The 23,819-nt window shown below is 71.4% G+C and carries 22 protein-coding genes and 1 pseudogene; 12 read left to right on the forward strand and 11 right to left on the reverse strand.

Going from position 1 to position 23,819, the window contains the following annotated elements:
- Positions 1 to 11: 11 nt before the first annotated feature.
- Positions 12 to 713 carry a hypothetical protein gene (locus AC0NH5_RS20365; RefSeq protein ID WP_474406055.1) on the reverse strand — a complete coding sequence of 234 codons (702 nt, stop codon included), beginning with the start codon at positions 711 to 713 and terminating at the stop codon, positions 12 to 14.
- Between the two features lie 156 nt (positions 714 to 869).
- On the opposite strand from AC0NH5_RS20365, the gene AC0NH5_RS20370 reads away from it, so the two are divergent.
- From AC0NH5_RS20370 to AC0NH5_RS20380, 3 genes are all read left to right on the forward strand, one after another.
- Positions 870 to 2,321, forward strand: a complete 1,452-nt coding sequence (locus AC0NH5_RS20370; protein ID WP_474406056.1) for an FAD-linked oxidase C-terminal domain-containing protein — start codon at positions 870 to 872, stop codon at positions 2,319 to 2,321.
- Position 2,322: 1 nt separating this feature from the next.
- Positions 2,323 to 3,480: an FAD-binding oxidoreductase gene (locus AC0NH5_RS20375; protein ID WP_474406058.1), complete on the forward strand. Its 1,158-nt coding sequence runs from the start codon at positions 2,323 to 2,325 to the stop codon at positions 3,478 to 3,480.
- Between the two features lie 205 nt (positions 3,481 to 3,685).
- Positions 3,686 to 5,074, forward strand: a complete 1,389-nt coding sequence (locus AC0NH5_RS20380) for a (Fe-S)-binding protein (protein WP_474406061.1) — start codon at positions 3,686 to 3,688, stop codon at positions 5,072 to 5,074.
- Positions 5,075 to 5,207: 133 nt separating this feature from the next.
- Here the strand turns inward: AC0NH5_RS20380 and AC0NH5_RS20385 are convergent, their stop codons facing one another.
- Complete coding sequence (locus AC0NH5_RS20385; RefSeq protein WP_474406063.1) at positions 5,208 to 6,989, reverse strand: rhamnogalacturonan lyase; 1,782 nt, start codon at positions 6,987 to 6,989, stop codon at positions 5,208 to 5,210.
- Between the two features lie 91 nt (positions 6,990 to 7,080).
- Between AC0NH5_RS20385 and AC0NH5_RS20390 the strand changes: the two genes are divergently transcribed.
- From AC0NH5_RS20390 to AC0NH5_RS20410, 5 genes are all read left to right on the forward strand, one after another.
- On the forward strand, positions 7,081 to 8,148 hold the full coding sequence (locus AC0NH5_RS20390) for a cellulose binding domain-containing protein (RefSeq protein WP_474406066.1): 1,068 nt from the start codon (positions 7,081 to 7,083) through the stop codon (positions 8,146 to 8,148).
- Positions 8,149 to 8,352: 204 nt separating this feature from the next.
- Positions 8,353 to 8,784 carry a DUF1801 domain-containing protein gene (locus AC0NH5_RS20395; protein ID WP_474406068.1) on the forward strand — a complete coding sequence of 144 codons (432 nt, stop codon included), beginning with the start codon at positions 8,353 to 8,355 and terminating at the stop codon, positions 8,782 to 8,784.
- A 36-nt stretch (positions 8,785 to 8,820) separates the two neighbouring features.
- Positions 8,821 to 9,111 (forward strand): hypothetical protein, encoded by a 291-nt coding sequence (locus tag AC0NH5_RS20400; RefSeq protein ID WP_474406070.1) that lies wholly within the window; start codon positions 8,821 to 8,823, stop codon positions 9,109 to 9,111.
- Positions 9,112 to 9,113: 2 nt separating this feature from the next.
- Positions 9,114 to 9,593: an SsrA-binding protein SmpB gene (gene smpB, locus AC0NH5_RS20405; RefSeq protein WP_474406073.1), complete on the forward strand. Its 480-nt coding sequence runs from the start codon at positions 9,114 to 9,116 to the stop codon at positions 9,591 to 9,593.
- A gap of 9 nt (positions 9,594 to 9,602) precedes the next feature.
- Positions 9,603 to 10,622, forward strand: coding sequence for an LLM class flavin-dependent oxidoreductase (locus tag AC0NH5_RS20410; RefSeq protein WP_474406076.1), 1,020 nt, complete (start codon positions 9,603 to 9,605; stop codon positions 10,620 to 10,622).
- A gap of 101 nt (positions 10,623 to 10,723) precedes the next feature.
- Here the strand turns inward: AC0NH5_RS20410 and AC0NH5_RS20415 are convergent.
- Positions 10,724 to 11,047, reverse strand: a pseudogene (locus AC0NH5_RS20415) (GNAT family N-acetyltransferase); the annotation flags it as partial.
- A 233-nt stretch (positions 11,048 to 11,280) separates the two neighbouring features.
- Here AC0NH5_RS20415 and AC0NH5_RS20420 point away from each other — a divergent pair.
- The gene (locus AC0NH5_RS20420; protein WP_474406078.1) at positions 11,281 to 11,997 is read left to right on the forward strand and encodes an alanyl-tRNA editing protein; all 717 of its coding nucleotides are present in this window, start codon (positions 11,281 to 11,283) and stop codon (positions 11,995 to 11,997) included.
- Positions 11,998 to 12,019: 22 nt separating this feature from the next.
- Here AC0NH5_RS20420 and AC0NH5_RS20425 read toward each other — a convergent pair whose 3' ends face one another.
- From AC0NH5_RS20425 to AC0NH5_RS20445, 5 genes are all read right to left on the reverse strand, one after another.
- Positions 12,020 to 13,144 carry a sugar ABC transporter substrate-binding protein gene (locus AC0NH5_RS20425; RefSeq protein ID WP_474406080.1) on the reverse strand — a complete coding sequence of 375 codons (1,125 nt, stop codon included), beginning with the start codon at positions 13,142 to 13,144 and terminating at the stop codon, positions 12,020 to 12,022.
- Between the two features lie 163 nt (positions 13,145 to 13,307).
- Positions 13,308 to 14,177, reverse strand: a complete 870-nt coding sequence (locus tag AC0NH5_RS20430) for a carbohydrate ABC transporter permease (protein ID WP_474406082.1) — start codon at positions 14,175 to 14,177, stop codon at positions 13,308 to 13,310.
- Complete coding sequence (locus tag AC0NH5_RS20435) at positions 14,174 to 15,166, reverse strand: carbohydrate ABC transporter permease (protein WP_474406084.1); 993 nt, start codon at positions 15,164 to 15,166, stop codon at positions 14,174 to 14,176. Before AC0NH5_RS20435 ends, AC0NH5_RS20430 begins: the two co-directional genes overlap by 4 nt.
- Positions 15,163 to 16,533, reverse strand: a complete 1,371-nt coding sequence (locus AC0NH5_RS20440) for an ABC transporter substrate-binding protein (protein WP_474406087.1) — start codon at positions 16,531 to 16,533, stop codon at positions 15,163 to 15,165. Before AC0NH5_RS20440 ends, AC0NH5_RS20435 begins: the two co-directional genes overlap by 4 nt.
- 29 nt (positions 16,534 to 16,562) lie before the next feature.
- Positions 16,563 to 17,990: an NAD-dependent succinate-semialdehyde dehydrogenase gene (locus AC0NH5_RS20445; protein ID WP_474406088.1), complete on the reverse strand. Its 1,428-nt coding sequence runs from the start codon at positions 17,988 to 17,990 to the stop codon at positions 16,563 to 16,565.
- 55 nt (positions 17,991 to 18,045) lie between these two features.
- Here AC0NH5_RS20445 and AC0NH5_RS20450 point away from each other — a divergent pair, with 55 nt between their 5' ends.
- On the forward strand, positions 18,046 to 19,500 hold the full coding sequence (locus AC0NH5_RS20450; RefSeq protein ID WP_474406089.1) for an alpha-amylase family glycosyl hydrolase: 1,455 nt from the start codon (positions 18,046 to 18,048) through the stop codon (positions 19,498 to 19,500).
- Between the two features lie 38 nt (positions 19,501 to 19,538).
- Positions 19,539 to 19,850 carry a PadR family transcriptional regulator gene (locus tag AC0NH5_RS20455; protein WP_474406092.1) on the forward strand — a complete coding sequence of 104 codons (312 nt, stop codon included), beginning with the start codon at positions 19,539 to 19,541 and terminating at the stop codon, positions 19,848 to 19,850.
- Positions 19,851 to 20,134: 284 nt separating this feature from the next.
- On the opposite strand, the gene AC0NH5_RS20460 is transcribed toward AC0NH5_RS20455, so the two are convergent.
- On the reverse strand, positions 20,135 to 20,590 hold the full coding sequence (locus AC0NH5_RS20460; RefSeq protein WP_474406094.1) for an NUDIX hydrolase: 456 nt from the start codon (positions 20,588 to 20,590) through the stop codon (positions 20,135 to 20,137).
- Between the two features lie 23 nt (positions 20,591 to 20,613).
- Here AC0NH5_RS20460 and AC0NH5_RS20465 point away from each other — a divergent pair, with 23 nt between their 5' ends.
- Entirely contained in the window at positions 20,614 to 21,237 is a 624-nt protein-coding gene (locus AC0NH5_RS20465; RefSeq protein ID WP_474406095.1) for an L-threonylcarbamoyladenylate synthase, read from the forward strand.
- A gap of 1 nt (position 21,238) precedes the next feature.
- Here the strand turns inward: AC0NH5_RS20465 and AC0NH5_RS20470 are convergent, their stop codons facing one another.
- Complete coding sequence (locus AC0NH5_RS20470) at positions 21,239 to 22,531, reverse strand: SGNH/GDSL hydrolase family protein (protein ID WP_474406098.1); 1,293 nt, start codon at positions 22,529 to 22,531, stop codon at positions 21,239 to 21,241.
- 150 nt (positions 22,532 to 22,681) lie between these two features.
- The gene (locus tag AC0NH5_RS20475; RefSeq protein WP_474406101.1) at positions 22,682 to 23,803 is read right to left on the reverse strand and encodes a lytic polysaccharide monooxygenase; all 1,122 of its coding nucleotides are present in this window, start codon (positions 23,801 to 23,803) and stop codon (positions 22,682 to 22,684) included.
- Between the last annotated feature and the right edge of the window lie 16 nt (positions 23,804 to 23,819).

Below are 23,819 nucleotides of genomic sequence, written 5' to 3' on the forward strand. Positions count from 1 at the left end.
CGCAATCCCGGCTAACCCACCCGCTGGACCACCGTGCCGACGAGGCGCTTCCAGTCGTTCTCGAAGTTCGGCGACGGGCTCGCGTTGTCCAGCCGGTACACCGCGTAGGTGTCGACGAGCACGACGTTGCGGCTGGTCAGCACGGCCACCGCGGTGTCCGCGGTGCCCGGGTGCGTGGAGTCGTACAGCTTGTGCCGGACGATCACGAAACCGGACCAGCCCGCCTCGTCGACCGGCCGGACCTCGACAGTCTCGGTGTAGGCCGGTTCGTTGCGGTCCGCTGTGGTGGTCTGCGGCACGGTCACCGACGGCGGGCACTTGTCGGCGACCGCCTTGAGCAGCTCCTGGCCGGCGGCGGCCGCCGCGGCGTCCGGATAGACCAGCGCGGTCTGGTGCAGCGTCTGCGCGCCCTTGCTGCCCTCGTCGGCGAGCGACGCCGAGACCAGCTGGGCGCCGGGCGGCGCCTGCGGCGGGGTGCTGGTGCCGCCGCAGAAGCTGACCATCTGGTTCGCGTCCGCGCTCTCGGTGGGCGCCTTCCAGGTCGGGCCGACCTCGGCGGCCTGGAGGAACGCGCCCCGCATCGTGGTGACACCGATCAGGGCGTCCTCCGGCGCCGGGTCGGGCTCGTCGTCGCTGCAGCCGGTGAGCAGCGCGAACACGCAGGCGGCGGTGACGACGGCACTGATCGCGGCGCGGCGGGTCCGGGGAAACATCGGGCCATCTTGACAGACCACGACGCCATCGGAAAAAGCGCGACGCGCCGCCACCACATGCTCACCCAGGGTCGATCCCGTCGCGAGTCACCCGTCGCGCGGGCGGCGGATCACGGATAGCGTGACGACAGGCGACGACGCCGGAGGAGGTGCCCGATGGCCGATGTCGATGCGCTGGCCGCCCGGCTGCGGGCCGAGATACCGGCCGGGCAGGTGCTCACCGACCGGCAACAGCTCCGGACGTACGAGTGTGACGGCCTCGCGAACTACCGGGTGATCCCGGCGCTGGCCGTCCTGCCCCGCACCGCCGCCCAGGTCGCCGCGGTCGTCCGCGCATGCGTCGACGCGAAGGTCCCGTTCGTCGCCCGCGGCTCCGGCACCGGTCTGTCCGGCGGCGCCCTCCCGCACGCCGACGGGGTGCTGATCGTGACGTCGCAGCTGCGCCGGATCGTCGAGGTGCGCCCCGCCGACGAACGCGCCGTCGTCGAACCCGGCGTGATCAACCTGCAGGTCACCACGGCCGCCACCCCGCACGGCTACTACTACGCCCCGGACCCGTCCAGCCAGCAGATCTGCTCGATCGGCGGCAACGTGGCGGAGAACTCCGGCGGCGCGCACTGCCTGAAGTACGGCTTCACCACCAACCACGTGACCGGCCTGCGGGTGGTCACCCCCGACGGCGAGCAGGTCCAGCTGGGCGGCGCCGCTCCGGACACCCCGGGGTACGACCTGCTCGGCACGTTCGTCGGCTCGGAGGGCACGCTCGGGGTCGCCACCGAGGTGACCGTGCGCCTCACCCGGCTGCCGGAGACGGTGCGCACGCTGCTCGCCGCGTTCACCTCCACCGACCAGGCCGGCGCCGCCACCTCGGCGATCATCGCGGCCGGGGTGGTGCCGGCCGCGATCGAGATGATGGACGCGCTCTCCATCGAGGCCGCCGAGTCCGCGGTGAGCTGCGGCTATCCGCCCGGTGCCGGGGCCGTGCTGATCGTCGAGCTGGACGGGCCGGCCGCCGAGGTCGAAGCCCAGTTCGAGCAGGTCAGCCGGCTCTGCGACGAGGCCGGCGCGTTCGAGACCCGGGTGGCCGCCGACGACGGCGAACGGCAGCTGATCTGGCGCGGCCGCAAGTCGGCGTTCGCCGCGGTCGGCCGGATCAGCCCGGACTACATCGTGCAGGACGGGGTGATCCCGCGGACCGCGCTGCCCGAGGTGCTGCGCCGGATGAACGAGGTCGCCGCCGAGCACGGGGTGCGCGTCGCCAACGTCTTCCACGCCGGCGACGGCAACCTGCACCCGCTGGTCCTCTTCGACGCCGGCGTGCCCGGCGAGGCGGAGCGCGCCGAGACGGTCTCCGGCGCGATCCTCGACCTCTGCATCGAGCACGGCGGCTCGATCACCGGGGAGCACGGCGTCGGCGTGGACAAGGCCCGGTACATGCCGCGCATGTTCACCGACACCGACCTCGACACCATGCAGCTGCTGCGGTGCGCCTTCGACCCGGACGGCCTCGCCAACCCCGGCAAGGTCTTCCCCACGCCACGGCTGTGCGGGGAACGCCCCGGACGCCGGCAGGGCGCTTTCTCCCACGACGGCGCGGAGGTCTTCTGACATGGGCGCGCTCGACGAGCTCGCGGTCGAGGCGAGCGATGACGACGTGGTGGGCGGCGTCCCGGCCCGCCTCGTCGCGGCGCCGAGGTCCACCGCGGAGGCGGCCGCGCTGGTCGCCGACGCGCAGGACCTCAGCGTGGTGGTCCGCGGCGGCGGCACGAAACTGGACCAGGGCACTCCCCCGCGCCACCTCGACCTGATCATCGACACCCGGCGGCTGACCGGGGTGGTCGAGCACGCCGCCGGGGACCTGATCACCGTGGTCCGGGCCGGCACGCCGATGGCCGAGCTGCACGCGCTGCCCGGCCAGCAGCTGGCGCTGGACGCGCCGGACGGCGCGACGGCGGGCGGCACGGTCGCGGCGAACGACAGCGGGCCGCGCCGGCTGCGTTACGGCACCGCACGCGACCTGCTGATCGGCATCACCGTGGTCCGGCCGGACGGGAAGGTCGCCAAGGCCGGCGGCAAGGTGGTGAAGAATGTGGCGGGGTACGACCTGGGCAAGCTCTACACCGGTTCCTTCGGCACCCTGGGCCTGATCACCGAGTGCGTGTTCCGGTTGCATCCGGTGGCGGCCGCGACCCTGTTCGTCCGCGCCACCGCACCGCCCGGCCACACCGCGCGGATCCTCGGCGCCCAGGTGGCGGCCAGTGCGATCGAGGTGCACGCCGGCCCCGGCGCCGACCCGCAGATCGCCGTCCTGCTCGAAGGCACCGCGGCCGGCACCCGGGACCGGGCGGCGCTGGTCGCCGGGCTGCTCGACGGCGGGGAGATCAGCGAGGAGCCGCCGCCGTGGTGGGGCGTGCCGCCGCGCGACGACGTGACGGTGAAGCTGACCGGCGTGCTCTCCCAGGTCCCGGCGCTCGTCGCCACCGCGGTGGGTGCGGGCGCCACGGTCACCGGCTCGGCCGGGGCGGGCGTGCTCTACGCGGCCATCCCGGCGAACGGGGCCGCCGAGGCGCACTGCCGGGTCGAGCTGCTGCGCGCGGCGGCGGTGCGGGCCGGCGGGCACGCGGTGGTGCTGACCGCGCGGCCGGACGTCCGGGACGCCCTGGACATCTGGGGTCCCGTGCCGGGTCTCGATCTGATGCGCCGGGTCAAGGCCCAGTTCGACCCGGCCAACCGATTCGCGCCCGGCCGTTTCGTCGGCGGCATCTGATGCCCCCACCCGAAGCCCCACCCCACCGTGTGAACTTCGGGTTCGACACGCACCACAACTTCACACACAACGAACGTCCAGCCCGGCGTGTGAACTTCGGGTTCGATACGCACCACAACTTCACACACAACGAACGTCCGGCCCGGCGTGTGAACTTCGGGTTCGGGACGCACCACAACTTCACACGCGGTTCGAGGGGGTTGACGTGACTGATGTGGACGCTACGCACGGGACCGGGGAGCCGCCGCCGGACGCGTTGCGCGCCGCGGAGAAGGTCGGCAGGCCCGGTGGTGAGCCGGCCTTCGACGGCGACCATCCGCCGCGCGCCGACCTGGTGTCGGACTGCGTGCACTGCGGGTTCTGCCTGACCACGTGCCCGACGTACGTGCTGTGGGGCGAGGAGATGGACTCGCCGCGCGGCCGCATCCACCTGATCGGGCAGGGCCTGGACGGCGAGCCGCTGAGCGACTCGATGGTCGAGCACTTCGACAACTGTCTCGGGTGCATGGCATGCGTGACGGCGTGCCCGTCCGGGGTGCGGTACGACCGGCTGATCGAGGACACCCGGGCCCAGGTGGAGCGCCGGCACCAGCGCGGGCCGCGGGACCGGGCCCTGCGGGCGGCCATCTTCGCGCTGTTCCCGTACCCGAAGCGGCTCCGGCTGCTGCGGGGACCGCTTCGGGCGTACCAGAGCTGGGGTCTGCAGAAGCTCGTCGGCCGCACCGGCCTCCTGCGCCGACTGGCACCCGGCCTCGCCGCCCTCGAGTCGCTGGCGCCGCGGCTGCGCAGCGTGCCGAAGCCGCCGGCTCGCGTGCCGGCCCGCGGGACACGGCGTGCGGTGGTGGGCATGCTGACCGGATGTGTCCAGTCGGCGTTCTTCCCGGACGTCAACTCGGCGACCGTACGGGTGTTGGCAGCCGAGGGCTGTGACGTGCTGATCCCGCCCGGCCAGGGGTGTTGCGGGGCGCTGAGCGTGCACAACGGGCGCCGGGCCGAGGCGCAGCGGTTCGCCCGGAAGCTGATCGACACCTTCGAGACGACCGGGATGGATTACTTCGTGGTGAACGCGGCCGGGTGCGGGTCGTCGCTCAAGGAGTACGACGAGTTGCTCGCCGACGACCCGGCCTATGCGGCGCGGGCCGCTGCGTTCACGGCGAAGGTACGCGACCTGACCGAACTGCTGGTGGAGCTGGGCCCGGTGGCGACCCGGCATCCGCTGCCGTTGACCGTGGCCTATCACGACGCCTGCCATCTCGGGCACGCGCAGGGGGTGCGCGACCAGCCCCGCGCGCTGCTCGCCGGCATTCCCGGTCTCCAGGTCCGGCCGATCGCGGAGGCCGAGATCTGCTGCGGCTCGGCCGGCGTGTGGAACGTGCTGAACCCGGTCCCGGCGGCCGAGCTGGGTGACCGCAAGGCCGCCGCGGTCCTGGCGACCGGCGCGGAGCTGCTGGTCACCGCCAACCCGGGGTGCCTGATGCAGGTGGCCGCCGCGGTGCGCCGCCAGGGCTCGTCGATCGCCCTGGCCCACACCGCCCAGGTCCTGGACGCCTCCATCCGTGACCTGGGCGGTGCGGGCCTGCTCCAGGGGCGGTGACCCACCATCCACCCCCGGCCGGCGCGCGGAGCCGGGCCCGTTCCCAACCCGCCTCCGCACTGCCCCCGGGTTCGTCGGCGTGGGGCCCGAGTCCCGTTCCCCAGTCTCACTCCCCACGCCCCGGGGTGTTCTGTCAGCCGATCGAGAAGCTCGGGTGCGGCGGCTGGTTGTAGGCGGTGTTCTGCCAGGCGATCGCGGTGCGGTACTGGATGTCGTGCATCAGCGTGACGACGCGCAGGCCGGTCGCCACCGGGGTGCTGTAGATCCGCAGCCGGGTGTTGTCGGTGGTGGGCCAGATGACCTCCTCGCGCCAGTCGCCGAGCAGGTCGGCGGAGAGCGACGGGGTGGCCTTGGTGCCGTTGTTCGAGTGCACCCCGGAGGCGGTCAGCAGGCGGGTGTCGGCGGCGGTGCCGTACTTGTCGATGCGGGTCTGGTCGAGCAGCTCCCGCTGGGCGTCGCCGTCCCACCAGATGACGAAGTTGGACGAGCCAGGCTTGCGGCTGGAGACCACCGCGCCGGACGGTGAGCGCACCCCCGCCGGGGCCGAGGACCAGGACTCGGCGCCCGGGCTGCCGGCCCAGATGTCCGCCGAGACGCCCCGGCCGTTGTCGCCGGCGGCCGGCGTGGACCAGATGACCCGGCCGGTCCGGGCCTCGGCGAACCACGAGGACGGCTTGCCGGCGTCCTCACTGACCTTGAACACCTCGAGACCGGCCCGGCTCGGGTCCAGATCGCCGACGTGCAGGGCGTCGCCGTGCCCGTGGCCGGTGTTCCACAGCCGGGCGCCGTTGTCGTCGATGGCCAGCGCGCCGTAGACGATCTCGTCCCGACCGTCGGCGTCCACGTCGGCCACCGAGAGCTGGTGGTTGCCCTGGCCGGCGGTGCCGGGGTTGGTGGAGCTGTTGCTGTCGAACGTCCAGCGCCGGGTCAGCGCACCGTTGCGGAAGTCCCAGGCGACGACAACGCTGCGGGTGTAGTAACCGCGGGCCATGATGATGCTCGGCCGCTGCCCGTCCAGATAGGCGGTGCCGGCCAGGAAGCGGTCCACCCGGTTGCCGTACGAGTCGCCCCAGCTGCTCACGGTGCCGCGCGGCGGGACGTAGTCGACGGTGGACCGGACCGCCCCGGTCCGGCCGTCGAAGACGGTCAGGAACTCCGGGCCGGCCAGCACGTACCCGCTGGAGTTGCGGTGGTCGGCGCTCGCGTTGCCGATCACCTGCCCGGTGCCGGAGGTGGTGCCGTCGGCGGTCTTCATGGCCACCTCGGCCCGGCCGTCGCCGTCGTAGTCGAAGACTTGGAACTGGGTGTAGTGCGCGCCGGCCCGGATGTTGCGGCCCAGGTTGATCCGCCACAGCCGGGTGCCGTCCAGCCGGTACCCGTCGAGGTAGACCGGGTCGGTGACGCCGGACTGCGAGTTGTCCTTGGCGTTCAGCGGCTCCCACTTGAGGACCAGGTCGAGCCGGCCGTCGCCGTCCAGATCGCCGGTGGAGGCGTCGTTGGCGGCGTACAGCGCGCTGTTCGGGTTCTGGATCGGGACGTCCAGGTAACCGTCGGCGAAGCTCAGCGAGGTCGACGAGGCCGCCTGCTCGACGCCGTTCACCACGGGACGTACGGTGTACGCCTGGCCGGCGGCCGCGCCGCTGTCCAGATGGTTGGTCACCGACGTGGTGGCGATCCGGGTCGAGCCTCGATAGAGGTTGAAGGTGACGCCCGCCGGATCGCTCGCGAGGAGCCGCCAGCTGACCAGGTTGCCGGCGGTGGACCGGACGCTGATCAGACCGCGGTCGAGCGCCTCGCGCTGCTTACCGTCGGTGAGCGGGGGCGGTGGGGGCGCGGCCCGCGCCGGGCCGATCGCCGGAAATCCCGCGGCCAGGACGGCGGCCACGGCTCCGGCGACGGTTCTGCTCTGCGCCATTCTCCAACCTCACATCGATGTGCGTTAATGGGAGCGCTCCCAGCGTGCGCCGTTCGCGCACGCTCGTCAAGAACACCCGTGGAGGCATCCCATGCACCGACGAAGACTCACCGCTCTCGGCGCCGCCGCCGCACTCCTCGCCACCGCTGCCATCGCCACTGCGACCAGGGCGGACGCTGCCGCCGGCTGCTCGGTGAAATACACCGTGGCGTCCCAGTGGTCGGGCGGCTTCGGCGCGAACGTGGAAGTCACCAACCTCGGTGATCCGGTGCCGTCGTGGTCGCTGGTGTTCACGTTCACCGCCGGCCAGACGATCAGTCAGCTGTGGAACGGATCGGTGACCCAGTCCGGGTCGACGGTAACGGTCCGTAACGCCGGCTGGAACGGATCCGTCGCCACCGGCGGGAAGGCGTCCTTCGGCTTCAACGGCTCCTGGACCGGCTCCAACCCGGCGCCGTCCGCGTTCACCCTCAACGGGGTGGCCTGCACCGGTGGAGTAGCGCCGTCGTCGCCCTCGTCACCGTCGCCGTCCACCTCCACTCCCCCGGCGGACGGGCCGACGAAGATCATGGCGCTCGGGGATTCGATCACCGGCTCGCCCGGCTGCTGGCGGGCGTACCTCTGGCAGAAGCTGCCCGCCGCCGAGGTCGACTTCGTCGGGACGCTGCCCGGGCAGGGCTGCGGTTTCGCCTACGACGGCGAGAACGAAGGGCACGGCGGTTTCCTGGTCACCAACGTCGCCAACCAGAACCAGCTGGTCGGCTGGCTGGACGCGACCGACCCGGACGTGGTGCTGATGCACTTCGGAACCAACGACGCGTGGAGCAACATCCCCGCCACGACGATCCTGGCCGCGTACACCCGGCTGGTCGGGCAGATGCGCGCCGCCAACCCGAACATGAAGATCATCGTCGCGCAGATCATTCCGCTCAACCCGCCGACCTGCGCGGATTGTGGACAGCGGGTGGTCACGTTGAACGCGGCCATCCCGGGGTGGGCGGCGTCGCTGAGCACGGCCGCGTCACCGATCACGGTGGTGGACCAGTGGACCGGCTTCAACACGGCGACCGACACCTACGACGGAGTGCACCCGAACGACGCCGGCAACGTGAAAATCGCGGATAGGTGGTATCCGGCGGTGGCCGCGGCCATCTCCTGACGCCGGCGTTCCTCCTCGGCCGGCTCTCAGGGCTGTCCTTCAGTCTGCGGGCAGCTGTGGGGGTCGGCTCTTGGTTCGCGGCCGGCTCGCGGGACTGTTCTGGACGCGTTCGGGTGGTTCGCGAAAGGTCTGAGCGCCTCGGCGCGGAGAGCCAGCCCCTCCGGGGACTGTGGCCAACGCCGGCCCAGGCCTACGCTGACACCCATGGCCGAGCTGAAGACACAGCGCAACGACGACGACGTGGCGGCCTTCCTCGCAAGCGTCCCCGACGAGCAGCGCCGGGCCGACGCGGCCGCCGCCACCGAGCTGATGGCCGCCGCGACGAACAGCCGGCCCACCATGTGGGGCAGCTCGATCATCGGCTTCGGCACGTACCACTACGTCTATGCCACCGGCCGGGAGGGCGACTGGCCCGCCGTCGGGCTCTCGCCCCGCAAGCAGGCGCTGACGCTCTACGTCTCGGCCGGGTTCGACGGATACGCCGAGCTGCTGGGCCGCCTCGGGCCGCACCGCACCGGGAAGTCCTGCCTCTATCTCAAGCGGCTCGCCGACGTCGACCAGGCCGTGCTCGGTGACCTGGTCAAGGCCGGTTTCGACCACCTGAACGGCCGCACGCTGACGCCCGGCCCGAGCTGACGCGCGAAGCGGCGAACCGGACGTCATAATCATCCGGTGGACAACTGGGAATACGCACGGCTGGAATACCGCGCTGCGGGCACCCTCGGCGGTGACCGCTACATGGACTGGACCGCGACCTTCCACCACCCGGGTGGCGTGCTGCGCTGGGGCACCGACGAGCGCTTCGACGACATCCAGCATCTGAACCGGGCGGGTGCGGCCGGCTGGCAGGCGTACGACCGGGCGGCCATCCATGTGAAGGACGAACCGCACCGACTGAGCAGCGTCACGTACTCGATGCGCCGCTCGATCCCGGTTGATCCCGCCGTCCCGGGCGTCGCCTGATCATGCCTCGCGAGACCGGGACCAAGCTGATCGCCTCGAACAAGAAGGCGCGTCACGACTACGCGATCCTGCGGACGTACGAGGCGGGTCTGGTGCTGGCCGGGACCGAGGTGAAGTCGCTGCGCCTGGGCCGCGTGTCGCTGGTCGACACGTTCGCCCAGGAGCACGAGGGCGAGATCATGCTCTACGGGCTGCACATCGCGGAGTACGGCTTCGGCAGCTGGACGAACCACGCCCCGCGCCGCACCCGCAAGCTGCTGCTGCACAAGGCGGAGATCATCAAGATCTTGAACCAGTTGGGGAACGGGCAGGGCCTGACGCTGGTGCCGCTGTCGCTCTATTTCAAGGACGGCTGGGCCAAGGTGGAGCTGGGGGTGGCGCGCGGGCTCAAGTCGTACGACAAGAGGCAGGTGATGGCCGAGCGCGACGCCCAGAAGGAGATCGCCCGGGAGATGGGCCGGCGCCTGAAGGGCCGTCGCTAAGATCGACGGGTGGAATTCGGTCTCGATACCTTCGGCGACGTCACCGTCGGCGAGGACGGCAAGCGCCTCCCCTACGCCGAGGTGATCAGGAACGTGGTGGAGCAGGCGGCGCTGGCCGACCGGCTCGGCGTCGACGCCTTCGGCGTCGGTGAGCACCACCGCGACGATTACGCGATCTCCGCGCCGGAGATCGTCCTGGCGGCGATCGCCGCCCGGACCGAGCGGATCACCCTGGGCACGGCGGTCACCGTTCTCAGCTCCGACGATCCGGTACGGGTCTTCGAGCGTTTCGCCACCCTCGACGCCGTCGCGAACGGCCGTGCCGAGATCATCCTGGGTCGCGGCTCGTTCACCGAGTCGTTCCCGCTCTTCGGCTTCGACCTGGCCGATTACGAGCGGCTGTTCAGCGAGAAGCTGGACCTGATGACGCATCTGCTCGGTGAGGGCCCGGTGACCTGGGAGGGCACGGTCCGCCCGCCGCTGCGTGACCAGGAGGTCTATCCGAAGACCGAGTCCGGCCGGATCCGCGCCTCGATCGGCGTCGGCGGCAGCCCCGAGTCCGTGGTCCGCGCCGCCCGGTACGGCCTGCCGCTGGTCCTGGCGATCATCGGCGGCGAGCCGGCCCGGTTCGCGCCCTACGTCGAGCTGTACCACCGGGCCCTCAAGGAGCTGGAGCAGCCGTCCCAGCCGGTGTCGGTGCACTGCCCCGGCTTCGTGGCCGCCACCGACGAGGAGGCGGTCGACGTGCTCTGGCCGCACGCCCGGCGGATGCTGGACCGGATCGGCCGCGAGCGCGGCTGGCCGCCGATGACCCGGGACCGTTTCCAGGCCGACGTCACCGGCGGCGCGTGGCACGTCGGCTCCCCGGAGACGGTGGCGCAGAAGATCGCGGCCACGGTGAGCGCGCTCGGCATCCAGCGTTTCGACCTGAAGTACTCGCACGGCACCCTGCCGCACGACCGGCTGATGACCTGCGTCGAGCTGTACGGCACGCAGGTGATCCCCCGCGTGCGGGAGTTACTGGCCTGAGGCGAACCTGACGACCTGACCGACCTCGCGCATCCCCAGCTGTTCGTAGAGCCTGCGGGGCACCGGATAGGCGTCGTCGCCCCGCGGGCCGACCCGCGGGCGCGGCGCAGCATCTCGGCACACAGGGCTCGGGCCAGGCCGCGGCGGGCGTGCTCGGGCGCGGTGCCGACCGGCTCGAACAGGACCGACCTCGACCGCGGGTCGAACCAGCCCAGACCGTACCCGGCGAGCGACCCGTCGGCCGCTTCGACGACCAGGTCGAGTTCCCGGCGGTACGGCGGGGTGCCGAGCACGGCCAGGTGCTTGTCGATCGAGTACTTCGAGCCGGGCTCGTTCCCGGTGACCGGCAGGTCGAGCATCCGCTTGATGCGCGCCGGGTCCCCGCGGGACTCAGATGGAGCGCCGCGGCCGGTTCCGCGGGCCATACGTCGGCGAATCCGTGGAGGGGATCGCCCCAGGCCAGGCTCATGCCGGGGGCCGGGCCGCCGTCGCCGCCGGCGTGCGACCAGGCGAGGTCACCGACGTGCAGCCGCTGGTGCGGGGCCCAGCTCCGGGAGACGCAGTCGAGGCGCGCGTCGAGGCCGCCGCTTCCCCGGTCCGGTCGTGCTCATCACCGCATTGTCTCCGCATGCCGGGACAGCCGCTAAGGTCGGGTTTCATGACCGAACGTCTGGACTGGGCCGACCCGACCCTGCGCACCTGGGACTGCACCGTGCTCGCGTCCGACCCGGAGGGCGGCATCGTCCTGGACCGGTCGGCTTTCTATCCGGGTGGCGGCGGGCAGCCACCGGACCACGGGGTGCTGCTCTGGGAGGGTGTGCAGACCCGGATCGTCGACACCCGCAAGGGCGACGACCTCTACCTGATTCCGGCGCCGGGTGACCCGGTGCCCGCCGTGGGGACGACGGTGCGCGGCGCGATCGACGACGAGCGGCGCAGCAGCCTGATGCGCACGCATTCCGGCCTGCACATCCTCTGCGGGACCGTGTTCCGCGACTTCGGCGCGCTGGTGACCGGCGGCAACATGCAGCCCGGCGAGGCGCGGATGGACTTCAACCTGCCGGAGGTGCCGCCCGGGTTCAAGCAGTCGCTGGAGGACGCGGTGAACGCGGAGATCGCCGCCGATCGCAAGATCGTGGCGCGGGTGCTGCCCCGCGAGGAGGCCCTGGCCATCCCGACGCTGGTGCGCACCCAGGACGCCCTGCCGCCGCTGGAGAGCCCGGAGATCCGGGTGATCGACATCGTCGGCCTGGACGTGCAGGCCGACGGCGGGACGCATGTCGCCTCGACCGCCCAGGTCGGACGGGTCGAGGTGGTCAAGGTGGAGAGCAAGGGCCGGCAGAACCGCCGGGTGCGGATCCGGCTGGCCGGCTGACCGGCCCTCGCCTGAAGGGTGGTTACTGCAGCTTGGCGCGCTCGCAGGCCTTGCGGAGCTCCGGCGTGCACAGGTCTTTGAGCTCGACGAAACCATCGTTCAACACGGTCTTCATGTTCTTGGCGGTGATGGGCTGCGGGTCGAGGCTGACGAACGGGATGTAGAGGCCGGACTCCGGGTCCTTCAGCTTGTCCGTGGTCGGCGGCTTGCCGTCCTTGAAGAGCTGGATCGCCAGGCTGGCGGCCTCGTTCGCCTCCTTCTCGATCGACTTGTAGACCGTCATGCACTGGTCGCCGCGAAGGATGTTCTGCAGGCCCTGGACGGTCGCGTCCTGGCCGGTCACCGGCACCTGGCCGTTGAGGTTCTTCTCCCGCAGCACCTCGATGGCCGCGTTGCCGAGGCCGTCGTTGGCGGCGAGCACGCCGCCGATGTTCGGGTACTGGCTGAGCATCTGCGCGAAGATCTCGCGGCCCTCGTCGTTGTCCCAGTCGGGCACCCACTGGTCCGGGCCCTTGGTGTAGCTCGCCGTGTCGTACATCTGCTGGAGGACCTCGTCGTAGCCGTCCTTGAACAGCCGCGAGTTGTTGTCCGTGGGCGACCCGTTGAGCTCGGCGATGATCGGGTTCTGGGCCTTCTTCGCGGTCAGGCACTGCTTCAGGTACTGGGCCTGGAGCTGGCCGACCTTGTGGTTGTCGAAGCTGACGTAGTAGTCGGCGCCGCCGTTGAGGGTCAGCCGGTCGTAGTCGATGACCGAGACGCCGCGGGCCTTGGCGTTGTCGATCGCCGCCTTGCCGCTGGCCGGGTCCAGGTTGGCGATGATCAGCACCTTGACGCCCTTGTCGACCATGTCGGCCGCGATGCGCTTGAACTGTTCCTTGTCGCCTTCGGCGTTGCGGATGTCGTAGGGCACCTTGGCGGCCTTGAAGGCTCGCTCGAGGTACCTCGGGTCGTCGGTCTTCCACCGCTGCGAGCTCTTGGTGTCCGGCAGCACCACGCCGATGCCGCCCTTGCCGGACGTCTTCGCACCGGTCGCGGTGGCCGCCGAACCACTGTCGTTGTCACCGGGTTCGGAGCCATCGTCACAGGCAGTGAGTGACATCGATGTCAGCAGGCCGGCGGCGACCAGAGCGACCAAAGACTTGCGCATCGCGATAGGTGTCCTCTCAGGGGGGCCCGAGCTGCGGTGGCCGCCGAACGGTCCGCCAAGTATCGGTCAGCGCGGCGCGGACGCAGCATCGGGAGGGGGGCCAGCGCACAAGATTATTCATCTTCTGCGGGTTACCGCCAAACAATCACTCACCGTGACCGCGTCATCCCTTATCCGCACCGGCCGTGAGTCCCTCGGTCAGCAGGCGCTCGGCCGCGAAGAAGATGATCACAATCGGCAGCGTGAGCACCACGGAACCGGCCATCAGGACGGTCTTGCTGACCTCGATGCCGCCGGAGAGCTGCGCCAGGCCCAGCGAGACGGTCCAGTCGGCGCGATCCTCGACCAGAAAGAGCAGGGCGAACAGGAACTCGTTCCACGCGATCATGAAGACGTAGAGCGCGTTCGCCATCACGGCCGGCGCCGCCAGCGGAAGGATGATCTTGCGCAGCGTCTGCAGGCGGCTGTACCCGTCGACCGCGGCGGCCTCCTCCAGGCTCTTCGGGATCGTGGCGAGGTAGTTGCGCAGCATGTAGATCGACACCGGGACGGTCTGCGCGATGTACACCATCGTCAGCCCACCCAGCGACCCGCGCAGGCCCAGCCGGGTGAAGAGCACGAACAGCGGGATGGCCAGCAGGATCGACGGGAAGAGATAGACCGACAGGAACAGGAAGTGCACCTGGCGGCGGCCGGTGAACCGCAGACGGCTGACCGCGTACGCCCCGGGGATCGACACGAGCAGCGTCAGCGCGGTGGCCGCCAGCGACACGATCGCCGAGTTCGCCAGGAAGCGCAGGAACCCCTGTCCGCCCTCCTCGGCGGAGGTGAGCACCTCGCGGTACGTGCTGGTGGTCCACTCCGACGGTGACAACCAGAGCTGCCCGGGGTTCTGCAGCAGCGTCTCGATCGGGCGGACGGAGAGCAGCAGCATGTAGAGGAACGGGAAGAGGGTCGCCACCACGAGGCAGATGATCACTATCGGGCGGAGGACGCTCAGGACCCGTGCCTCGACGGTTGCCCGGTCTCTCACTGCTCGTCCCCTTCCACGCGTGGCGCCAGAAAGCGCAGATAGATCGCGAGCAGCACGACCAGACCGGCCGCCAGGACCAGCGCCTGCGCGGCCGCCGCGCCGATGTCGAAGCGGGCGGTGAGGAACTCGTACACCCGGACGCTCACCACCTCGGTCCCCGCGCCGCCGCCGGTGAGCAGATAGACGTCGTCGAACTTGTTGAACGTCATGATGAACCGCAGCACGCTGAGCAGTGCGATCACCGCGGCCAGCTGCGGCAGCACGATGTGCCGGAAGGCCTGGGTGGGTGCGGCGCCGTCCACCCGGGCCGCCTCCTCCAGCTCGTTCGGCACCGCCTGCAGCCGGGCCAGCAGGAACAGGAACGCGAACGGGAAGTACCGCCAGGACTCGAACGCGATGACGGTGAGCAGGGCTAGCGGCACCTCGATGTGCCAGCCGAGCAGGTCGAAGGCGTACTCCCGCTGGCTGAGGAAGGCGATCGGGCGGTCCCAGCCGAGGAACCGCACGCCCCAGTCGTTGGCCAGCCCGAACTGGGGGCTCAGCAGCACGTTCCACACGAAGGCCACGGACACCACGGGCGCGACGTAAGGCAGGAGCACCGAGCCCCGGACCAGCGTCCGGCCGCGGAAGCGGCCGCGCAGCGCGAGCGCGGCGATCAGCCCCAGCACGATCGAGCCGAACGTGGAGCCGACCGTGTAGACCACGGTGGTCCACAGCGACGACCAGAAGCCCGGCGAGGTGAGGACCAGTTCCAGATTGGCCAGGGTGAAGTCGCCGAACACCCCGGCCCGGCGCAGGTTGATCAGCCGGATCCGCTGGAACGCCAGCATGACGGTCCAGAGGATCGGCAGCACGACGACGACCAGGACGACGATGAGAGTCGGCGACAGGTACGCCAGGCCGGCGCGGTTCTCCCGCTGACGGGCGGTGAGCGGCTTCTTGCCGGGCGGCTGCTCGACGGCGACCCGGTCCTTCGAGACGACGCTCACTCCAGGGACTTCTGGATCGTCTTGACGTCCTCCGCCGCCCGCTCCGCGGCGCCGGCCGCGTCCAGCTCCCCGCCGGCCAGACTGTTGATCGCCTTGGGTACCGGCAGCTCACCGAGGGTCGCGCCGACGAGCGTGCCCTGCTTCTGCGGGAAGCCCCAGCGCTGGAACGACTCCGGGCTCTTACGCAGCGCGGTGAGCAACTCGGCGGGATAGAAATCGGCAAGCGGTTTCTTGGTGTCGACGCCGGCCGGCAGTTTGCTCCAGGCCTCCGCGGCGACGTCGCGAACCGGGATCTTGCCCTCCGGCGCGATGCCGAGCCAGTCGGTGTATCCCTCGTTCATCATGTACGCGACGAACCGCTTCGCCGCGTCGGTGCGCGGCCCGCCGTTCGTGATGGTCCAGCTGGTGATCTCGCCGAACTGGGCCGGCTGTCCCTGCGGGCCGGACACCGCGGTCACCACGCCGGTGTTCTTCGCCAGCCAGGTGGGGTCGCTCTTGCACTGCGGGCAGGTGGGCAGCGCATCGTTGCGCAGCCCGGCCAGCTCGTCGAGCAGGAACGACGACCAGACCACCATGGCCGCCTTGCCGGCGAAGTAGGTGGCCCGGGTGGTGTCGACGTCCTGGGCGCCCGGGACGGAGTAGTTCTTCAGCAGGTCGGAGTAGAGCTGGAACGTCTCTACGCAGGCCGGCGAGTCGAGCTGGACGGCTTTCGCGTCGTCCACCAGCTGGCAGTTGTTGCCGAGCGCGAGGTTCTCGAACGTCTGCTGGGTGAAGGCGTCGTTGCCGACCGTCGCCAGGGTGATGCCGGCGACGTCCTTCGAGTTCAGCCGCTGCGCCGCCGCGCGGATCGCGTCGTACGTGTCCGGCGGCGCCAGCCCGGCCGCGGAGAACAGGTCCTTGCGGTAGAAGAGCAGCTGCGCCCAGGCGTCCGAGGGCACCGCGAGCTGAGCGCCGTCCGAGCTGGTCAGCTCGAGGGCCCGGGCCGCGAAGGTGCCGGCGCCGAGCTGGTCGACCACGGCCTTGTTGGCCTCGGTGTCGACCAGTTCCCCGGTCGCCATCTGCGCCACCGCGGCCAGCGGCAGCGCCCCCACCACGTCGGGCAGGGTGCCGGCCGCCGCGGCCGAGGTGATCAGGCTGCTGAACTGGTTCTCGTCGGTCGCCACCAGCTTGACCGGGATGCCGGTCTCCGCGGTGAACCGGTCGACGATCCGCTGGGTCGCCTGGACCCGGTCGGTCAGGTTCTCCAGACTCCACACCGTGAGGGTGCCGTCCCCGGACTCGCCGCCGTCGTCGTCACCGCACGCGGTGAGTGAGGCGGCGAGCAGGAGAGCCGCCGCTGCCGCGCCGTATCTTGACCTCATCGTCATGGACTGACGTTAAGGCCGGCGCGGCAACTTCACCAGTTGACAGCGATGTACTTGGATTCCAGATATTCCAGCAGGCCCTCATGGCCGCCCTCGCGGCCGATCCCGCTCTGCTTCACGCCGCCGAACGGCGCAGCCGGGTCGCTCACCAGGCCACGGTTCAGGCCGACCATGCCGGCCTCGATCGCCTCGCTCACCCGCAGGCCTCTCGCCAGGTCTCCGGTGTAGACGTACGCGACCAGCCCGTACTCCGTGTCGTTGGCCAGCCGGACCGCCTCGTCCTCGCTGTTGAACGTCACGATCGGGGCGACCGGGCCGAAGATCTCCTCGCGCAGGATCGGCGCGTCCGCCGGCACGCCGGTGAGCACGGTCGGCGGGTAGTAGTAGCCGGGGCCTGCCGGGCGGCTGCCCCCGGTCACCGCCGAGGCCCCGCCGTCCAGTGCCGCCCGGACCAGCGAGTCGACCTTCGCCACGGTGTCCTCGTTGACCAGCGGGCCGACCTGCGTCTTCTCGTCCGTGCCGGGGCCGACCACGAGGCCGGACATCCGCTGCGCCAGCCGGCGGGCGAACTCCTCGGCGACCGGGGACTCGACGTAGAAGCGGTTCGCCGCGGTGCACGCCTCGCCGCCGTTGCGCATCTTCGCGATCATCGCGCCCTCGATCGCGGCGTCCAGGTCGGCGTCGGCGAACACCAGGAACGGCGCGTTTCCGCCCAGCTCCATCGACGTGTTCACCACGTTGTCGGCGGCCTGCGCGAGCAGGATCCGGCCGACCTCGGTGGAGCCGGTGAAGGAGATCTTGCGGACCCGGTGGTCGCGCAGCATCGCCGAGACCACCTTGCCGGAGCTGCGCGACGGCAGCACGTTCACCACGCCCTCGGGCACGCCGGCCTCGGCGAGGATCGCGGCCATCGCGAGCGCGGTCAGCGGGGTGTCGCTGGCCGGCTTGAGGATCACCGTGCAGCCCGCGGCGAGCGCCGGGCCGATCTTGCGGGTGGCCATCGCGGCCGGGAAGTTCCACGGCGTCACCAGCACGCAGACGCCGACCGGCTGGCGCACCACGAGGATCCGGTTCGCCCCGGACGGCGCGGTCGCCACCAGGCCCTCACCGCGCACGGCCTCCTCGGCGAACCAGCGGAAGAACTCGGCCGCGTACGTCACCTCGCCCTTCGCGTCGACGAGCGCCTTGCCGTTCTCCAGGCTGATCATCCTGGCCAGGTCGGCGGCCCGCTCGGTCATCAGCTCGAAGGCCTTGCGCAGGACCTCCGACCGTACCCTCGGGGGTGTCGCCGCCCAGGCCGGACCGGCCGCCGCGGCCGCCTCCACCGCGGCGATCGCGTCCGCCTCGCCGCCGTCGGCGACCGAGGCGATCACGTCGCCGGTCGCCGGGTCGAGCACGTCGAACCGGCTCCCCGAGGACGCCGGTACCCATTTGCCGCCGATGAAAAGTTCGGTCTCCACCACAGCTCCCTCACCTCTGGTTCCGCACCTCAGCATCCTCCACGACACTCGGTGCATGGGCGACTGGTGGCGCGACGGCGTGGTCTATCAGGTCTACCCGCGCTCGTTCGCGGACGCGTCGGGCGACGGGGTGGGTGATCTCGCGGGCCTGACGGCCCGGCTCGGGCACATCGCCGGCCTGGGCGCCGACGCGATCTGGGTGACGCCGTTCCAGCGTTCGCCGCAGAAGGATTTCGGGTACGACGTGAGCGACTACACCGACGTCGACCCCCTCTTCGGCGACCTGGCGCAGTTCGACGCGATGCTGGCCCGCGCGCATGCCCTCGGCCTGCGCGTGGTGATCGACATCGTGCCCAACCACTGTTCCTCGGAGCACCCGTTGTTCCGGGCCGCGCTCGGCGGCGACGAGGACGCGCGGGCCCGCTTCCACTTCGCGGACGCCCCGAACAACTGGCCCAGCGTCTTCGGCGGTCCGGCCTGGAGCCGGGCCCCGGACGGCACGTGGTACCTGCACCTGTACGCGCCGGAGCAGCCCGACTGGAACTGGCGTGACCCGCGGACCGCGCCGTTCTTCGACGAGGTGGTGCGTTTCTGGTTCGACCGGGGCGTCGACGGCCTGCGGGTGGACGTGGCGCACGGGCTGTTCAAGGCGCCGGGCCTGCCGTCGCTCCCGCCGGGCGTGGCACCGGAGCCGGGCAGGCTGCGCGGCAACCCGCTGGCGTGCGACCAGCCGGAGACGCCGGGCGTCTACCGGAGCTGGCGGGCGATCGCCGACTCCTACGACCCGCCGCGGGTGCTGATCGGCGAGGTGAACCTGGCACCCGAGCGGGCCGCCCGGTTCGTCGGCCCGGACCGGCTGCACCAGGCGTTCGCGTTCGGCTTCGTGATCGCGCCCTGGGACGCGCGGGCGTGGCGGGAGACCGGCGAGCGGCTGCTGCGGCACCGCCCGGTCACCTGGGTGGTGGAGAACCACGATGTGGTCCGGGCGCCCACCCGGTACGGCAGCCGGGACCGGGCCCGGGCCGCCCTGCTCACGATCCTCGGCCTGCCCGGTGCCACCTATCTCTACCAGGGCCAGGAGTACGGGCTGCCCGAGGTGGACGTGCCGGCCGAGGCCCGCCGGGATCCCGCGGAGGTGTCCCGGGACGGGTGCCGGGTGCCGCTGCCGTGGGAGTCCGGGTTCAGCCCGCCGGGCAGCGACCCGCCCTGGCTGCCGGTGCCCGAGGGATGGGGGGCGCACCTGGCCTCGCCGACGCTGCCGCTGTGCCGGGAGGCGATCGCGCTGCGCCGCGGGCTGCACGCCGACGGGGTGCTGTCGGCGGACGACCCGGTGGAGTGGTCGGTGGACGGCGACGACCGGCTGATCGCCCGCCGGCCCGGTCTCGCCCTGGTGGTGGCGATGGGCGCGGGGGCGGTGCCGCTGCCGGCCGGGACGCCGCTGCTGACCAGTGCACCGCTGACCGCGGACGGGCTGCTTCCCCGGGATGCCGCCGCCTGGATAAGTATCTGACCTACATATGTAGTCGATATATGTATAGGCTGCGGGGCATGCGGGAACCGACCTACTTCATCCTGGCCTCGCTCCAGGACGACCCCCTCCACGGCTACGCGATCATCAAACGGGCCGAGGAGCTGTCCCAGGGGTCGGTCAAGCTGGCCACCGGCACCCTCTACACCGCGCTCGACCGGCTCGCCGGCGAGGGCTTCGTGCACGTGGTCAACGAGGAGATCGTCAACGGGCGGTCCCGGCGCTACTACGCGCTCACCGCAGACGGCGCCGCGGCGCTGCGGGCCGCGGCGGCACGCCTGGCCTCGGCCGCCCGGGTCGTCCTCGCCCGGCCCGTGGCGGGCCTCGGATGAGCGCCGCCCTGCAGCGGCGTTACGGCCGCCTGCTGCGCCTCTATCCGGACGCCTACCGCCAGGCCCACGGCGCCGAGCTCCTCGACACGCTGCTCGCCTCGGCCGAGGACGGCCGGATGCGCCCGGCCTGGCGGGAGACCACCGCGCTGCCGGTGGGTGCGTTGCGGGCGCGCGCCGGGCGGGACCGTCGCTGGAGCGTCCGGGATCCTGGCCGCCGTCTCGCTGGCTGTGGGCGCGGCGGCACCGCTGATCCTGCTGCTGGCGTCCGGGACGACGGCACGGCGTCAGGCCGAGATCTGACCGAACACCCGCGCGATCGCCTCGAGCTCGGGGGGCTCGAGGCGGTCGGGCAGGGCGCCCAGGTCGGCCGGGAGGACCCAGGCGGTCTCGATCAGGTCGACCTGCTCGTACGGCAGCAGGCCGTCCCGGGCCACCGGCGGCCGGGAGCCGGTGAACCGGGCGGCGAAGAACTGCTCGGCGCCCACGAAGTGGCGGCCCTTCCACCACACGTCACGGTCGACGTCCACGAAGTCCGGCCCGATCGCGGCCGGATCCAGGCCGGTCTCCTCGGCCAGCTCGCGCCGCGCCGCCTCCAGGGGTGTCTCGCCCGGGTCGATGCCCCCGCCCGGCGGCTCCCAGAGACGCGATCCGTCGGTCGGGTCCGCCCAGCGCATGAGCAGGATGCGGCCGTCGCCGTCGAAGCAGAGCACCCGGACGGCGGGCCGGTAAACGGGATCCATGATCCGAGCCTAAGCTGACACGAGTGGCCAGGTACTTCGACGTGCACCCGGAAAACCCGCAGGCACGCACCATCGCCCAGATCGTCCAGCTGATCCGGCAGGACGGGCTGATCGCCTATCCCACCGACTCGTGCTTCGCGCTGGGCTGCCGGATGGGCAGCAAGGACGCCCTCGACCGGATCCGGGCGATCCGCCATCTCGACGACCGGCACCACTTCACGCTGATGTGCCACGACTTCGCGCAGCTCGGCCAGTTCGTGCAGATCAACAACGCGTTGTTCCGGGCGGTGAAGGCGGCCACGCCGGGCCCCTACACGTTCATCCTGCCGGCCACCCGCGAGGTGCCGCGGCGCCTGCTGCATCCGAAGAAGAAGACCGTCGGGGTGCGGATCACCAGCCACACCACCGCGCAGGCGCTCCTGGCCGAGCTGGGCGAGCCGCTGGTCTCCAGCACGCTGCTGATGCCCGGCGAGCAGGAGCCGATGACTCAGGGCTGGGAGATCAAGGAAGCCCTGGACCACCAGGTCGACGCGGTGGTCGACTCCGGCGAGTGCGGCACCGAGCCGACCACGGTCATCGACCTCTCCGACGGCGCGCCCGAGGTGCTGCGGGTGGGCGCCGGGGACCCGGCGCGCTTCGCCGAGTGATTCAGCCGAAGAGCTCCAGCGGCACAGCAGCCGCCAGAGCGCCCATCCCGGCATCGTTCGGGTGCAGGTGGTCGCCGGTGTCGTACGCCGGCCGCATGCGTCGCGGAGACCTCGGATCCCGGATCGCCGCGTCGAAATCGATCACCCCGTCCAGCTCCCCCGCGACGCGCAGCCACGTGTTGAACCGGGCCCGCTCCACCTGATTGGCCGCGGTGTCGAAGGCCGCCGACGCCCCGCCGAACGGCAGCATCGTGCCGCCGATCATCCGCAGACCCGCACGCCGGGCCCGATCGGCCAGCTCACGATGCCCGGCGATCAGATCCTCGGCAGTGGTGCCGGGACGGCGCCTGAGATCGTTCACCCCGATCAGCGTCACCACGTGACGCACACCGGGATGCGCGAGGACGTCGGCGTCGAAGCGGCGCAGTGCGGACGGCCCGATGTGCGCCGAGCGCCCGGCGCGCCTGCCGGGCGACCGCCCGGTCGGCCGGTCGTAACCGCTGAGCAGCCGGTTCCCGCTGATTCCGGCGTTCAGCACCCCGCGGTCCAACCCCCGCACCCGCAGCCGGGTGGCGAGCAGGTCGGGCCAGCGGTGGTTGGCGTTCTGCTGGGTGCCCACCCCGCAGGTGATCGAGTCGCCGAGCACGGCGATCGCGGCCGCGGACCGGTGGGTGCGCACGCTGACCGCGGACAGGTAGAACCAGCGGCCGAACCGGCGGCTCACGGCCGGGGCGGCCTCGGCGGTGACGTCGCCGTCGGCCAGCACGCTGGTCTGGAACGACCGGGGGCTGGCCGTCCGGATCCGGGTCGGCTCGGGCAGGTGGATGCTGATCACCAGGTCGGCGCCGGCCGGGACGACCAGGTCGGCGGGGTCGCCGGCGAGGGTGCCACCGGCCGGGAGGATCGCGCCGCGGCTGCCGCCGAAGGTGAGGGTGCGGATCGTGTCCGCGAGCACGGCGGTGCTGGCGCCGTCGAGGTGGGCGGGATCGGACTTGGACGCCCCGATCCGGGCGGCGCCGCGGGCGCGCAGGCCGATCCGGACGGCTCCCAGGCGCACGGGCTCGTCGCCGAACCGGTTGGTGAGGTGCACCACCGGCTGATCGCCCCCGAGACTGAGGTGGACGACCTGTCGTATCGTCGTGTCCGCCACCATGATCGCCTTGTCCGGCTCCACGGCGGTGGGCGCGGTGGCCCAGGTGCCGGCCCGCGCCGGCGCACGCCGGACCGGGTCGCGCTGCCCGGCGGAACCGGGGGCGGCGGTCGCCAGGGCGGCGCCCACACCGGCGAACAGCAACGCGCGCCGCGTCGTGGCGCGGCCGTGACTGATAAGAAGATTATTCCGGTTTATGGCGATAACTTAGGTATTCCATGCCTGTCGCGTCAAGCCGCCAGAAGGCGGACCGGCCCCGGCAGTGTGACTGCCGGGGCCGGTATGTTCCCTTTGTTACGGTGTCGTGCAGGTGAGGTTGTTCACCGTCGGGGCGACCGCTCCGGAGGCGATGAACCCGAACGTGACGTACCCGTTGGCCGGGACCGTGCCGTTCCAGGCCTCGTTCTTCACATTGATGAGCGAGCCGGTGACCGTGGACTTACCGCTCCACACCTGGGTGAGCTTCTGGCTGCCCGGGAACGTCCAGGACACGTCCCAGCCGTTCACCGCGGTGGCGCCGGCGTGCACCATGATCTCGCCCTGGAAGCCGCCGTTCCACGTCGACTTGATCGAGTACATCGGGCTGCACGCGCCGGTGCCAGGGTTCGGGTTCGACGGGCTCGGGCCCGGGTTGGACGGGCTCGGCCCCGGGTTGGACGGGCTCGGACCCGGGTTCGACGGGCTCGGGCCGGGGTTGGACGGGCTGGGCGACTGGGTGCCGCCGTTGCCGATGCCGGTGACCTGACCGTTGCCGCCGTCGAAGACGACGTCCGAGCAGCCGTAGAAGGTCTCCGTGCTGTCCGAGCGCGACCACACCGAGTAGATCAGGTGCTTGCCGGTCTTACCCGCCGGCAGCCGCCCGTTCCAGTAGTAGTGCCCGTCGTCGGTGCCCGGTCCGCCGTTGGCCGGCGGGTTGGTCACCTGGTCGAACGGCGTCGGCTCCAGGTCGGTCCAGCGCAGCGGCCGGGTCGGGTCGTACCCGTCCTTCGTGATGTAGAGCGAGAACGTGCCCGGGTGCTTGGCCCAGTTGTTGTACTTGAACTGGACGGTCGCGCCGGCGGTCAGGTGGGTCTCCGGCCAGTCCCTGCGGGCCAGGTTGAACCCGCTGAAGTTGTACGGCCCACCGGTCCCGCCGCTGCAGAGCTGACCGTCCGGGATGAACCCGTTGACCCGCCCGGCACCGTCGGAACGCAGCACCGCGAACCAGTTGTAGAGCGAACTCACGCCGCTCTGTGCCACCGCGGCGGCGCAGGCCGGGTTCTTCGGCTCGATCGCTCCCGTCTGCGGGTTGCGGCCGTCCTGGTAACAGAACCAGGTCCGGCTGCCCGGCACCTGGATGGCGCCGTGCGCCTGTGCCGGCGACGATGGCACTGCCAGGATCCCGGCCGTCGCGGCGAACAACGCCACGGCAGCCATGCGTACGATGCGCAAT

It is taken from the genome of Actinoplanes sp. 13 (assembly GCF_056134165.1).